Origin of the sequence: Micromonospora sp. NPDC005367 (genome assembly GCF_040606825.1) — a bacterium.
In the GTDB taxonomy this organism is placed as follows: Bacteria; Actinomycetota; Actinomycetes; order Mycobacteriales; family Micromonosporaceae; genus Micromonospora.
In genome coordinates this window covers 1-12866 of record NZ_JBEXFP010000034.1, presented here as the reverse complement: position 1 = coordinate 12866, position 12866 = coordinate 1, and the positions used below count along the sequence as shown (strand labels likewise).

Genomic DNA, 12866 nt, shown 5'->3' with positions numbered 1-12866 from the left:
CCGGTATCGGTGTCCTGAGTCTCCGCACCGACCTGGTGACTGCTGCCTGGTCGATGCTGAGGCGGGCTTCCGCCGGGATAGAACCGGAGCGCAATAAACTCCTGGCAACCGATGGCAGCGAGGCACGGGCGATGCAGGAACCGTACTCAGCGGGATCATGGCCGCGGCTGAGCGGGGCCCGTACGGCTGGCTGCCCTGGACGCTCAGCATGCGGCAACACGCTCGTGCACCGTGCGCACAGACTCAGCGTGTACCAGCTCTACAAGAAGAACCCTCGCGGGAAGTTCGAACTCAGCCTCCGCTTGCCGAGGGACCCTCAGCTGACCGGCATTTAGGCGTTCGCACTCGGTACACGGATGGAGGACATGCTTCTGCCTGAGCACGCCAGCGACACGATGGCGGGTGTCCTGGACCAGTTGGTCGGCCTGGCCGCCGCCGCAGGGGTCTCCCTCGATGCGGTCTGGCAACGGCGGCGCGGTCAGCCGGACCTCCTGCGTCAGGCATCCGAGCAGTGGTCGGTGTTGTATCCCAGGAAGAGGGATCTCTCCGGGTTCGCCGGCTTCGGCGGAGCGGGCGGGTTGCGTCCACGGGAGTGGTGTACGACTTGCCCGTGATGGGCCTGTTGCGTAGATGAGAGACGGTCATCGCGTCGATCCTTCGAGACGACCAAGTCAGAGCAGGAGAAGAGAACGCGATGGCCGCATCTGAGAGTGTGAACCCTGTTGAGCTGCTGCGCGAGCAGATCGAGGGCGCGTCGCCGGACGTGTTGCAGGCGATGATCCGCACGTTCACGCAGGCGGTGATGTCCGCCGAGGCCGACGCGATCTGCGGCGCCGGCTACGGGCAACGCAGCGACGAGCGGGGCAACTCCCGTAACGGTTACCGGCAGCGGGAGTGGCACACCCGCGCGGGCACGATTGATCTGGCGATCCCGAAGCTGCGGCAGGGCAGCTACTTTCCGGACTGGCTGTTGACTCACCGGCGGCGGGCCGAGCAGGCACTCGTGTCGGTGGTGGCCACGAGTTATCTGCTCGGGGTATCGACGCGGCGGGTGGAGAAGCTGGTCGAGCAGCTCGGGATCCGGCAGTTGTCGAAGTCGCAGGTGTCGGAGATGGCCGCCCACCTGGACACCCAGGTCGAGGCGTTCCGCAACCGGCCCCTCGATTACACCCACTACACGTTCGTGTGGATGGACGCACTGACGATGAAGGTCCGCGAAGCGGGCCGAACCGTCAACGTCCACGCCCTGATCGCCGTCGGCGTCAACGCCGACGGCCAACGCGAAGTCCTCGGCCTCGATGTCGCCTCCGACGAGGACGGCGCCGGCTGGCTGGCGTTCCTGCGGTCGCTGACCGCCCGCGGCCTGACCGGCGTCCGCCTGGTCATCTCCGACGCACACGCCGGCCTCGTCGCCGCCATCGGCGCTGCCCTGCCTGGGGCCACGTGGCAGCGATGCAGGACTCACTACCTGCGCAACCTGCTGACGAAGGTCCCCAAGTCCGCCCAGCCGTGGATCGCCACCCTCGTGCGCACGATCTTCGACCAGCCCGACACCGACGCCGTCCACGCCCAGTTCCAGCGAGTCGTCGCCACGATCGAAGCGAAGTTCCCGGCCGCGGCCGAGCACCTCGACACCGCCCGCGACGACCTCCTGGCGTTCACCGGCTTCCCGCGCGATATCTGGCGCCAAATCTGGTCGAACAGCCCGCAGGAACGACTGAACAAGGAGATCCGCCGCCGCACCGACGTCGTCGGGATCTTCCCCAACAGGCCGTCGATCATCCGCCTCGTCGGCGCGGTCCTGGCCGAGCAAACCGACGAATGGACCGAAGGCCGCCGCTACATGGGCCTGGAACTCCTCGCCAAAGCCCGAACGATCATCATCCGGCCCGACCAACACGCTAGCGGCCAGGACGACCCCACCTCGATCGCCGCATAACATCAGACCGGATCCCGCGATGGCCGTCTCTTACACCACTCGCGCGGACGCGACCCCAGTGCGTGATCGGCAGGCTCGGTGAGGATCCCGCCGGGTGGTTCTTTCTGCTGGTCGCCGTCACGGCGGGCACCGGCGGCGTGATGATGGGCGCGGCTGATCGTGGAGTCGACGCTGACGGTCCAGTCGATGCGCCCGGCCGCGTCGGCGGCGGCTTGGAGCCCGGCCAGGATGCAGGCCCGGGTGCCGTCACGTTGCCAGCGGCGGAACCACCGATACAGCGTTTGCCATGGGGCGTAGTTCGCGGGCACGTCACGCCGTGGCGCACCGGTGCGTACCCGCCACCGTATGCCATCAATGATCTGTCGTCTGGTCTACTTGCACGGTCTTCCCATCGACGATTCCGCAGGCAACAACGGGTGCAGGTGCTGCCACTGGATGTCGCTCAGGTCATGCCGCGCCGACGCCGCTAGGCTGGCCACGAGGTCGCCGCTATTCAGGTTTGCTTGGTCGCTAACCCACTTACCGGAGACCTCTTCAGTTATCGATCACCGCCACGCCGTGACCTCACCCGGCCCACGCCCACTTACGAAACACGGGCTAGAAGCCACGAACCACATCGCGCCCTTCGGCTCGTGTAGTTAGCGCCGGTCGCGGTTCGTGACACGGGTCCGTCTCACCGCTTCAGCGAAACCTCGGCGGCCGCCGTTCAGGACCCGGGCGAGGCGGTGGCGGTTCCGCTCGAACCCAGGTGATTTCCCGTTCGCGCCGTCGGCGGACGGCGCGAACGGGACGCGGCTCAGCTAATCGGGCCGAAGATCTCGGTACGGTCGAAGTCGGCATCCATGCTGTCCAGCACCGCTCCCAGTTGCTTCTCCTCGTACTTGAAGTGCGTCTCCATGACCGCCTCGATCCCGTCCAGATGACGGTGTGCCACCTCCGGGTCGGTCGAGTCGGCCACCGCCTTCTGCAATCCACCGATGAGGTGCTCAATCATGTTGTGGTCCTGAGTCAGCTTCGCGACCACCGGCGCCAGGTCGGGTCGCGCCCGTACCAGTTCCGGGAACAGCGAACCGTCCTCGGCGCGATGATGGCCGGACAGGGCAGCGCAGAACCCGTGGCAGAACAACAGCAGGTCGGTGGCGGCGTCGGCGGGGTCGCCGCCGTCCAGTCCCGCCCGCGCCAGCGCCAGCGCATTGCGCAGCTTGCCGTGCACCCGCTGTAGTTCTCCGCCCCAGGCGGTGACGCGGTCAGTCGGCAAGAACGCCCTCCCGTCGCAGCCAGGCAGCGCACGCGGTCGTCCAGGACGCGGTGTGCGGCTCGCGCGCAATGAACTTATGCGGCTCGCCGCCGTATTCCACGCCGTCGGCCAAGCCGATGCCGTGGCTGCCGCCCGGGTAGACGTGCAACTCCACCGGTACCGCGGCGGCCGCCAGCGCCCGGGTCCACTCCAGGGCGTTGGGCAGGCCCGGCGGGTCCTGAGCGGTGGCCCATACGAAGGTCGGGCACACCGACGCGTCCACATGCTTGGCCGGGGATAGCTCGTCCTTGATGGGCAGCAGGTCGCCGAGCAGGTTCTCGACCACCGGCGGCGGCAGCAGGTCGAGGTCGGCCAGCGCGTAGGCCAGGATCGCGAAGTCCGGTCGGGGCGGGTTGGCGACGCCCTCCTCGATGGACAGGACCCGGCCGGTCATGAGCAGGCCGGCGAGTTGGCCGCCTGCGCTTGATCCGATGACGCCGACCCGGCCGACGTCGAGGCCGTGGTCGCCGTTGCGGATGTGGTCCAACCCGGCCCGGGCGTCTTCGAGCGGGGCCGGGAACCGGTCCGGCAGCAGCCGGTAGGACAGGACGAAGGCGTGGATGCCGAGGCCGGACAGCCAGCGCGCGTAGCCTTCGCCCTCGTGCGGTGGAAGTTCCCGGAAGCCGCCGCCGGGCAGGACGAGGACGGCGGGTCGGGGGCCGAAGAACCGGTCCTCGGCGGGGTAAAGCGTGATCTTCTGTGAAATTGGGGTGGGAATGGCCGTAGCCACCTCTCGATACGACGCCTCCATGCCTGACGATCCATCCGCCACCGGCACGCGACGCTGCTGGCACTATAACCGCGACCCCCAGATGGGCCGGCACCTGGTCGTGACCGTGCGGGCCACGAGCCGGCCGCTGGACTGGCTGATCATCGGAGCCCGCGACATGACCGCCGATGAGGCGGCCGAGTACGACCGATGGGAGGCTGATCAGCGTACTCGCCGTGCCCCGATCACTCGGACATGTCGATGACGGGCAGGCGCTCGCCGTAGCGGTGGCCCTCGCCGCTGAGAATCGACGCTCTGTGCTCCATCGCCGCCCGTACGGTCGTGGCCAGGTCAGCGCGGCCAGTGACCTCCCGCCAGTAGCTCAGCTCCTGCCAAGACTCACCCCAGGTGGGCAGCACCGCGCAGGCAGCCATGCGCAGCAGCACGTGTAGGTCGCCCCGGTCCTTCGCGTCTGTCAGCATCGCCTGGGTCTCGGCGACGGTGACGGCAGTGATCCCGAACCGCTGCCGGTCGTTAATGACCTCACCTACGGGCTAAGTGGTGTGGATGGACCCGGCCAGGTACGCCAGCACCGCCGAGCGGTCCAACATCAGCGTGACAGGCCGGTCGTCCTCGTCCTCGGCGGTCACGCGGCCGGCGCCTGCCGGCCGGGCTCATTCGAGGCGAGGTGATCAGCGACCCGCTGCTCCAGGGCGGCGTACCGCTCCTCAGGCCACGCGGCCTGCAGCTCATACCGGCGCGCCCGGGCGGCGGCCATACCCTGCTCGCTGAGTGGATAGCCCCGACGGGCCTGCTCGGCGCGGTACTCCTCCCAAGCCCGGTGACCACGCACCGCTGCGGTCACGTAGGCGCTTGCCTTGGCTGCTCGGGGCCGGGTGGGGTTGTTAGGCGGTTGCTTCGCGCAATCGGTGCCAGGCGAGGGTGGTGACCGCTGTCATCACCACGGCGGCGATCCAGAACGGTGTGGTTATCTCCCAGACGCTGGCGAACAGACCGCCGAGGAGGGAGCCCAGCGCGGCTCCGCCGAGGTCCAGCAGTGCGTACACGCTGGCGACCCGACCGCGCAGGTTTTCGGGCACCGTCCGCTGCCGGACGGAGGCGACGGTGATGCCCCAGACCATGGCGTGGATGCTGAATACGACCAGGATGACCGCGGCCACCCAGGGCGTCGTCGTGACCGCCAGGGTCACATGCGTGACGACCTCGATGACCAGGCCGGCACGTAGGACGGTAGTGGTCCCGAGGGCTCGGGTGAGTTTGGCGGCGACTGTCGTACCGAACAGGCCGCCGACCGCGAAGGCGGTCAGCAGGAAGCCGTAGCCGACGTCGGACAGGTCCAGTCGCTGCCGGCAGTAGAGGACGAACACCGCGAACGCGGCGCCGAACGCGATGTTGCCCAGTCCCATGGTGACGGCGAGGGTCCGCAGCAGCCGGTGCCGCCACAACCACCGCACACCGGCGGCGATCTCGTCGTGCAACGAGGCATCCGGCTGGGGTTGCTGCTCCAGCGTGGGACCCAACCGGATACCGGCTATCAGAGCTGCGGCCGTAGCGAACGTGAACGCGTCGAGCCCGAACGGTACGGCGGCGGAGATGACGAACAACCACGCGCCCAACGGCTTCGCGATGAACTGGTTGCCGATGGTGAAGCTCGCGTAGAGCCTCGCATTGGCGCTGGGCAGCTTCTCGGGTGCGACCACCGACGGGAGTAAGGCACCCATGGCGGTGTCCGCGAGGGTTTCTCCGGTACCGAGCAGGAAGAGCACCGTGTAGATGATGGGCACGGTGACGGTCTCGGTCGCGATGGTGGCCGCCAACCCGGCCAGGGCGGCTGCGCGTACCAGGTTGACGGCAACGACCAGCTGGCGCCGGTCGAGCCGGTCGACGTAGGCGCCGCTGATCAGGGCGAACATCAGCCAGGGCAGCTGCTGGGCGAAGGCGGCTCCGGCGACGAGGGCCGGATTGTCACTGACGGAGGCGACCAACAGCGGGCCGGCAGCCATGGTGACACCGTCGCCGATGTTGGACACCGCCGAAGCGGTCCACAGTTTGGTGAAATCCGCGCCCAGACGCGCGGATGCAAGGGCACGCAAAAGAGCTCCTCGAGCCAAGAAAGGGAAACGGTCGTAGGACCGCTCCGCGGCGAGGAGCACCACACCGCCGGCTAGGTCTTTCCGGCGGCGAACGATCAGTGTGCGGTGTGCTCTCGCGGCGAAGCGGGCACCGTGACCATGGCGAGGCGCATCTCAGCTCCTAACTGTGGATCAACAGCCTGCGCAGGGTAGCCGGGTTGCCGTTGCGGCTCAAGCTTTTACGGGCATGACCGGCCAGGCGACGGCAACCCGTGGCAGTGACTCGTTGCGCCCACATCGACAGATCCGCGCACGCATCATGGCGCGACCCGCACGGACCGTGGCGGCGATCCAGCCGTCGACGCGCGGTTCGTCCATCGGTTACGGTGCCGCGGATGAGCACCGCTGAGAAGATCCGGATTGCCGTGGCGCAGACCGAGGTCACCACGGACCCGCGTGCGAATGGCATGGCGATCCGCGCCGCGATGCGCCACGCCGCTGACCAGGGCGCGCGGCTCGTCCATCTCGGCGAGGGCGCGCTGTCCGGGTACGCCGGCGCGGCGAAACCGCATTACGCCGGATGGCGAATCGACTGGGCGCCGGTCACCGAGCAGCTGCACCGCACGATGGCACTCGCCGCGGAACTCGGCGTCTGGGTCGTGGCCGGAGGCAACCACCGGCTGTCCGGCGATCACTGGCCGCACAACTCGCTGTGGGTGATCGATGAGTGTGGTGAGCTGGTCGACCGGTATGACAAGCGGTTCCTGTCTCACGCCGAGATCAACGGCTTCTACACACCCGGGGACCACGCCTGCACCTTCGAGGTGGACGGATTCCGCTTCGGGTGCCTGGTCTGTATCGAGGTGAACTTTCCCGAGCTGTGGACGCAGCAGCGGGTCCTGGGCGTGGATTGCGTGCTGTTCTCCACCTTCTCCGAGGACCCGGTCTTCGAGGTCATCGCCCGCGGCCATGCCGCGGTGAACGGGTTCTGGGTCAGCATCGCCGTGCCCGCCCAGTGTGCGCCGACCACGCCATCGGCGGTTCTCGGCCCGCATGGCCACGCGTTGAAGCACGCCCGCTCGGATGGGCCCGACGTGATCTGCATCGACCTGGACCGCACCGATCCCGTGCTCGACATCGCGCTTAACAAAGCTCAGCCGTGGCGAGATGTCGCACGTGCTGGTCACATCTACGCCGACCGCCGGGTCAGCGATCCGCGCAGCACCGACCGGACCAGCCCCTGATCGCGCTGTACCGGGATCTTGAGGGGGCATGCTCGTCGGTGCCGCACGAGTTATTCCGCCAGATCGACTTCCCGTTCTCCGATGACCGCTTCTCTTACCAGGTATTGGCGGTCATCCAGCGGAGCGTACTCACGGGGTGACGGAGCCAGCCCGCGAGGTCGTCCACACAGAGAAGAACAGCTGGCTCGTCGGCGACGGTGTGAACGACCCGAACCTTTCAGGGACTGTCGTGGTCGCCGGCATCAGCCACGTCGCAGATGCTGATGCGTCGATCGCTGAACTGGCCACGCTATCCCTCGGCCGCATCGCCGAGCGCGCCGATGGCAGCCTGCCCTGAGTTACCGCGCCATCGGCAGTTTTAGCCCGCATCCCCACCTCGCTGAGCTCGCAGGGCGGCCATGGCCACGCCTACCGCAAGCTGCTGTCCCTGTTGGTCGCCGGGACGACCGACGAGGCGGCGGGGGCTCGCCTCGGGATGAGCCGCCGCACCGTTGTACGCCGGATGCAGCAGCTGATGAAGACCGCGGGGGCGCAATCGCGCCTGCAGCTGGGATGGCGTGCCCACGAGCGCGGCTGGCTGTCCAAGACGTAGGCCCGGGTGGTCATCGCGCGAAGGCCCACCAAGAACAGCGGCGGGACCTGGAGGACGCCGCCGCCCGTACGCGTCGCGCGAGCCGGGTACCCGATGGTGGCTGGGCTCACCTCGTGGAGAATCCGGCCGGTGCGACTTGATCTGGACGGCATCGACTGGGCATCGTTGACGCACGCGTACGGGAGTGCCGAGGACGTGCCTGGCCTCATCCGTGACCTGCGGTCATCCGACGCCGAGGTCCGTAGCGCGGCGATGTACGAGCTGTACGGCAACATCTATCACCAGGGCACCCGCTACGAGGCCACCGCATACGCGGTCCCGTTCCTGCTGGAGCTGCTGGCCGACCCCACCACGCCCGCCCGGCACGAAATCATTCAGCTGCTCTCCTGCCTCGCTGTCGGCTACCCGCCTTACGACATACCCGCCAGCGGCTTCCCCATCGCCGAAATCCGCGACGACGTGGCCCAGGTCCCCGAGGAGACCTGGCGCCGCTGGTCGCAGGCGATGAAGGATTGGTACGAGGCCGTCAGCACAGGGCAGAGGCAGCCTTTTCCGCTCACCAAGCCCGAGGGGCGCCTGATCGAGCGCCGGCACGTGCTTGCCGCGTACGACGCGGTCCGGGCCGGCGTCCCGCTGCTGTTGACCTGTCTGACTGACGCAGACGCCGAGGTAGTCGGGGAGGCGATCCATGCCTTGGCCTGGTTTTCGGAGGAGATGACGTCGATCCGCCCCCGCCTGCTCGAAATCGCCTCCGACGACAAGCGCCCGACGCAGATAGTGGGAGGGGCGCTGCTCGCGTTGGGACTGGTCGGCGGTGCGTTGACACCGCCTGTAGCGGACCTGCTCGACAGGAACCTTGCCGGTACGGATCCCGACCTGAGATGGGCGGCCGCTGTGGCGTGGGCGCAGCTGGCCCGTGAAGAGGTGCCGGACTCGGCAATAGCCGAGCTACGCGGATGGGGGGCCATTCGCCAAGAGGACACCGGGCAGACAATCTGGTCGGCGAGCCCCAACGATGTGGCACTCGAGGTACTCGACGCCTTCGCCGCGCCAGTGGCCGAGCAGGTGCGGTCGGAACTCGTTGCGGCGGTGCTCGCCGAGCAACCCACGTCGAACTGGCACAACCATTTCAACGTGGTGCTGGGACGCGCGTTTCCGCAGATGGAGGCGGATCACGGCCGCGCCTTCGAGGAACTGACGGCGGCGCAACAGACGGTGGTCGCCTGGCTCATCGAGAACCCGCATGTGTTCGGCTCATCGGGGCCTCAAGGCCCGCTCCGCCAACACGGCCTGCCGACGACTCACGAGGCGCTACGCGCTTACGCCGGCCTGGACGGCTAACGAACACAGCGGGCCGAAGGAACACGCTGGCCGCCGCCGAAATGCTTCCCGATTCGCCAGCGCCTGCTGATCGCCCTGAGCGAGGAATGGGCACCACCGGCAGTTCACTGAACCAGACCTCGACCCGGCGGACGCAGGTGCGACACGGAACGCGAGCTGATCGACGTCGGACTGACTGGTGCGCTCAGAGCCAGTGAAGCCACTTTGGAGCACTACGCGGCCCACCCGACCGTCCGGTCGGCACGCAGGTGCGAGTGCTGCCGATCCACGCGTGCGCGACGGCGGCACAGCACGACGTCTATCAGCTACGCGAGTCAGGCGCGCGGGCGGTCCGCCAGGTCTGGCCACGACTGCGCGGCTGGTAGCGCCGGCCACCGGGGCACCAAGCAGGGGTCGAGGACAGCACCGCTCAGGCCTCCCCCACCGCGCCGACACTCGACTCGACAGCGCCGCCCGGCGTACGCCCGACGGCGTACCGGAACGCGTTGACGAGGCGGTAGCCCCCGGAGGGGGTCCGGAACCGCCGGGCGGCGGCGATCACCGTGGGTGCCACGGTAGCCATGGTGGCTGGATCTTCGCCCAACAGCACGCCCTGGACGAGCGCGTCGTCATCGGGTGCGTGCCAGGGGACCTCGACGAGCCCCGCGGACACGACGTCGAGCCCCCCGGCGCCGAGCAGCTCGCCGAGACCACCAGGTTGCCATAGTCCGCCGACGGGTCTCCGCTGCTCGCCGGCGGCGTACGCGATGGCGTCCTCGATCGTGTTCAGGTCGTTGCGGTCGGTCTCCGCCCAGTTGGAGATCGCGACGAGGCCGCCGGGCGCCGCGACGCGGACGAACTCGGAGAGGGCGTCAAGGATGTCGTCGGCAAATTGCAGGGCGTTGAACGAAGTCACCAGGTCGAATTCCCCGTCCGGCCAGGGAAGCTGCTCAGCATGGCCGAGCCGGATGTCGGCCCCAGTCGCCCGGGCGCGGGCGACCTCGACCATGCCGGGCGCAGGGTCGACGCCTGCCGTCGAGGCCCCGAGCCGGTCGAGGTACGCGAGGAGTTCGCCGCTGCCGCACCCCACGTCGAGCACGCGCGAGCCCGGACCGATCCCGCTCGCCTCGACCACGGCACTCCAGGCGGGCTCGGGGAACCCGCCCCAGAGCTTCGCCCAGCCCGCGGCGACGGCCGACCAGCTGTCCAGATCCGTTCCGCCCATCCTGCTCCTCCATAAATTGACCGGGCGCATTCGGGCGGGGTGTCAGCCAAAGTTCAATCCCTGACCCGTTTCCCGCGCCGCCTTTTCGACGCCGGCCAGGTGAGAACCGCGGCTCAGCCGCCCGCCAGGATCGTCACGCACGACCCGCCGGTAGTAGTCGTCCCGATGACTTCGGTACGACCAGCAAACCTCAGATAGGCGTTCATGTCCGAGTGGTTGGCAAAGGGCTATCCGCCCGTGATCACGAAGCCCGATCCTGGCTTTCGCACGATGTTACCGGGTGGCCGAGTTGGTGATGGTCACATTCGTCTACGTTGCGCTTCCGTGAGCGCCGCTCACGGTTAATGTGCCGGTGCCCATATTGGATTCGTCGAAGGCTGCGCGCATCCCGTCAGCCGACCGCCTGTCACCCGACAAGCGAGGGACGGGCACGTCGCGAACCGGCCCCTCTACGTCGTCATGGCGGTCACCGTCGAGGGGCACCGGGACATCCTCGGGATCCGGGCCGGCGACGGTGGCGAGGGCACTAATACTTCAACGTCACTCGCCTGTCTGTGCTGGTAGTGGCTCGTCGGGCTCGGGAGGCGAGGTCGGCATCGCGCAGCCAGGTGGATTTTCTCGAGCAGAAGTTCGGACCCTCGCAATCCGGTTCCTGGCCCAACGACGAGTCTGTCCTGTAAACCCCCGTGACGGAAACACCAGCGCCTCGTCAAGGGACCCGGTGAACGTTAGTGGACACCGCGCTAGCGGGACAGGGCCTTCTCCAGCTCCGCCTTGGACATCGACGAGCGGCCCTTGACGCCGAGCTTTTTCGCCTCGTTGTAGAGCTGTTCTTCGTCCGCCCCTGGGCGCCGCTGTGCGAGCGCTTACCGCCCCGGTGCCCGGACGACACGTCCTTACTCGAGGAGCGGCTCGCTGTGTGGACCTCGCCGGAGCGCGCCCGCTCCTTGTTGACCGTACGGGCGGCGATCTCCTCGGCTCGATCGGGCGACTCGCCACGCTTCTTCGCGCTCGCCTTGATGTGCTCGTACTGCCGTTCCCTCTTGGGGCTCGATCCTGCCGGCATCGCCTGCCTCCGGTTCGTCGGTGCGGAGCGTTCACGGCGCCCGTCCGGCGAGCGCGCCGCCGACCGGGTCGCCGGGCTCACGCGACCGAGGTGCCCCGAACCCCACGCGGCGAAACCGGTCACCCAGCGGGGACGCCGGCTCAATCGGGAAGTGGCAGCTCGACCGGCTCGGCCGGGGCGCCGGCCGGCGCGGAGTGCTGCGGCGCGGGGCGGGGCGGCAGTCGCGAGTGCCGGTGGTGGCGCACCGCCACCTCGCAGGCGACGAGGCGGATCGGCGGGGGCGGCGTGGCGAAGGGGCCGGGACCCCAGCGCACCCAGAGCGCGACCCGGCCGGCGTCGCACTCGGCGAGCAGCTTCTCCACCGTACGGCGGCGGTCGGTGCGGTCCACCTCGATCACGACGGGACGAGCGCCGGTGCGCGCGCAGGCGACGTCCACGACCGAGTGCCGGTCCTGGTAGGGGGCGGGCAGCGGGACGACACTCGCGGCGCGCCGGTAGACGCGGAAGCCCTGGGCCTCGCCCCAGCCGGCGACGGCGTCGACGAGCAGCGCGGTGACCTCGTCGGTCGACCGGTCCACGAACGTGAGCCGGGCCAGGTGTGCCGCCAGCGAGGCGGCGAGCGCGTCGTCGTCCATCGTCCGCCCCGATCAGACCTGCCGTCGCGCCGAATTCTAGGCCACCAGCGGATTCTCACTCGGCGGCCTACCGGAAGCCGGCGTCGCGGGCGATGAGGGCTGCCTGGACGCGGTCGGAGACCCGGAGCTTGGCGAACACCGCGGAGTGCTGGTTGCGGGCGGTCTTCTCGCTCAGGCCGAAGCGCCGGGCGATACGGGCGGTGACTGGACAGGAGGCTGATGTGAGCCAGACCACCTCGAAGCGGCTGAAGACGCGGCAGGAACTCGCGCGGCAACTCTGGGAGACCGTGACACTGCTGGCGATCCTGATCTGCCGCCCGAGAGCGTTCGAGTGTGCCGAGTTCGACGTGATGTTGCGCGAGGCGCGCGTCCAAGGTGCACGACTGGCTCGTGAACTATGTGGTGAAGAGGAATCCGCACTCCGAGGAGCTGCGCGTGGCCTGGTTCGCCGATCCGGGTCCGGTGGTCGCGAGTGCCGGCTGGGCGCTGACCACCGAAGGCGTGGCGGCGAAGCCAGGGGCCTGGACCTCGCGGGCGTGCTGGACGTCATCGAGGCGGAGATGGAAGACGTACCGGATCATCTACAGTGGGCGATGAACCGTGCCTGGCTCGGATTGCGATCACGCATGCCGAGCAACTGCGCTCGCGCCATCGACATCGGCAACCGACCCGGCACGGTTCATCGCCCACTGTAGATGATCCGGTACGTCTTCCATCTCCGCCTCGATGACGTCCAGCACGCCCGC

At 68.5% G+C, this 12866-nt stretch carries 14 protein-coding genes and 2 pseudogenes; 6 read left to right on the top strand and 10 right to left on the bottom strand.

The genetic code is table 11. The annotated features are described in order from the left end of the window. Nucleotides 1–365: 365 nt before the first annotated feature. Both ABZS42_RS21955 and ABZS42_RS21950 read left to right on the top strand, forming a co-directional pair. Nucleotides 366–614 (top strand): hypothetical protein, encoded by a 249-nt coding sequence (locus ABZS42_RS21955; RefSeq protein WP_355148042.1) that lies wholly within the window; start codon nt 366–368, stop codon nt 612–614. 80 nt (nt 615–694) lie between these two features. Then, nucleotides 695–1939: an IS256 family transposase gene (locus ABZS42_RS21950; protein ID WP_355148040.1), complete on the top strand. Its 1245-nt coding sequence runs from the start codon at nt 695–697 to the stop codon at nt 1937–1939. Between the two features lie 53 nt (nt 1940–1992). Here ABZS42_RS21950 and ABZS42_RS21945 read toward each other — a convergent pair. From ABZS42_RS21945 to ABZS42_RS21920, 6 genes and pseudogenes are all read right to left on the bottom strand, one after another. Then, a pseudogene (locus ABZS42_RS21945) lies at nt 1993–2418 on the bottom strand (transposase); the annotation flags it as partial. A gap of 317 nt (nt 2419–2735) precedes the next feature. Further along, nucleotides 2736–3152, bottom strand: coding sequence for a hemerythrin domain-containing protein (locus ABZS42_RS21940; protein WP_355148038.1), 417 nt, complete (start codon nt 3150–3152; stop codon nt 2736–2738). Between the two features lie 34 nt (nt 3153–3186). Then, nucleotides 3187–3966: an alpha/beta hydrolase gene (locus tag ABZS42_RS21935; protein WP_355148036.1), complete on the bottom strand. Its 780-nt coding sequence runs from the start codon at nt 3964–3966 to the stop codon at nt 3187–3189. Between the two features lie 224 nt (nt 3967–4190). Further along, nucleotides 4191–4484 (bottom strand): hypothetical protein, encoded by a 294-nt coding sequence (locus ABZS42_RS21930; RefSeq protein WP_355148119.1) that lies wholly within the window; start codon nt 4482–4484, stop codon nt 4191–4193. 107 nt (nt 4485–4591) lie between these two features. Next, nucleotides 4592–4810: a hypothetical protein gene (locus ABZS42_RS21925; protein ID WP_355148034.1), complete on the bottom strand. Its 219-nt coding sequence runs from the start codon at nt 4808–4810 to the stop codon at nt 4592–4594. Nucleotides 4811–4850: 40 nt separating this feature from the next. Next, complete coding sequence (locus tag ABZS42_RS21920) at nt 4851–6059, bottom strand: MFS transporter (RefSeq protein ID WP_355148032.1); 1209 nt, start codon at nt 6057–6059, stop codon at nt 4851–4853. A 404-nt stretch (nt 6060–6463) separates the two neighbouring features. On the opposite strand from ABZS42_RS21920, the gene ABZS42_RS21915 reads away from it, so the two are divergent. From ABZS42_RS21915 to ABZS42_RS21900, 4 genes and pseudogenes are all read left to right on the top strand, one after another. Continuing rightward, the gene (locus ABZS42_RS21915) at nt 6464–7282 is read left to right on the top strand and encodes a carbon-nitrogen hydrolase family protein (RefSeq protein ID WP_355148030.1); all 819 of its coding nucleotides are present in this window, start codon (nt 6464–6466) and stop codon (nt 7280–7282) included. Between the two features lie 136 nt (nt 7283–7418). Beyond that, the gene (locus tag ABZS42_RS21910; RefSeq protein ID WP_355148028.1) at nt 7419–7619 is read left to right on the top strand and encodes a hypothetical protein; all 201 of its coding nucleotides are present in this window, start codon (nt 7419–7421) and stop codon (nt 7617–7619) included. A gap of 384 nt (nt 7620–8003) precedes the next feature. After that, the gene (locus ABZS42_RS21905) at nt 8004–9215 is read left to right on the top strand and encodes a hypothetical protein (protein WP_355148026.1); all 1212 of its coding nucleotides are present in this window, start codon (nt 8004–8006) and stop codon (nt 9213–9215) included. A gap of 239 nt (nt 9216–9454) precedes the next feature. After that, nucleotides 9455–9580: pseudogene (locus ABZS42_RS21900) on the top strand (hypothetical protein); the annotation flags it as partial. A 44-nt stretch (nt 9581–9624) separates the two neighbouring features. On the opposite strand, the gene ABZS42_RS21895 reads toward ABZS42_RS21900, so the two are convergent. The 4 genes from ABZS42_RS21895 to ABZS42_RS21880 all read right to left on the bottom strand — a co-directional run bounded on the left by ABZS42_RS21895 (nt 9625) and on the right by ABZS42_RS21880 (nt 12701). Further along, a complete protein-coding gene (locus ABZS42_RS21895) occupies nt 9625–10419 on the bottom strand; it encodes a class I SAM-dependent methyltransferase (RefSeq protein ID WP_355148024.1) in 795 nt (264 codons plus the stop codon). A 1206-nt stretch (nt 10420–11625) separates the two neighbouring features. Then, nucleotides 11626–12120, bottom strand: a complete 495-nt coding sequence (locus ABZS42_RS21890) for a hypothetical protein (RefSeq protein WP_355148022.1) — start codon at nt 12118–12120, stop codon at nt 11626–11628. 67 nt (nt 12121–12187) lie between these two features. Then, entirely contained in the window at nt 12188–12355 is a 168-nt protein-coding gene (locus ABZS42_RS21885) for a LuxR C-terminal-related transcriptional regulator (RefSeq protein WP_355148020.1), read from the bottom strand. A gap of 160 nt (nt 12356–12515) precedes the next feature. Beyond that, nucleotides 12516–12701, bottom strand: a complete 186-nt coding sequence (locus tag ABZS42_RS21880) for a hypothetical protein (RefSeq protein WP_355148018.1) — start codon at nt 12699–12701, stop codon at nt 12516–12518. Nucleotides 12702–12866: the final 165 nt, after the last annotated feature.

Bases quoted from the DNA above. Each gene is read 5' to 3' on its own strand.
- ABZS42_RS21955 (WP_355148042.1), top strand. From the start codon at position 366: ATGCTTCTGCCTGAGCACGCCAGCGACACGATGGCGGGTGTCCTGGAC.
- ABZS42_RS21950 (WP_355148040.1), top strand. From the start codon at position 695: ATGGCCGCATCTGAGAGTGTGAACCCTGTTGAGCTGCTGCGCGAGCAG.
- ABZS42_RS21895 (WP_355148024.1), bottom strand. From the start codon at position 10,419: ATGGGCGGAACGGATCTGGACAGCTGGTCGGCCGTCGCCGCGGGCTGG.
- ABZS42_RS21890 (WP_355148022.1), bottom strand. From the start codon at position 12,120: ATGGACGACGACGCGCTCGCCGCCTCGCTGGCGGCACACCTGGCCCGG.
- ABZS42_RS21880 (WP_355148018.1), bottom strand. From the start codon at position 12,701: ATGATCCGGTACGTCTTCCATCTCCGCCTCGATGACGTCCAGCACGCC.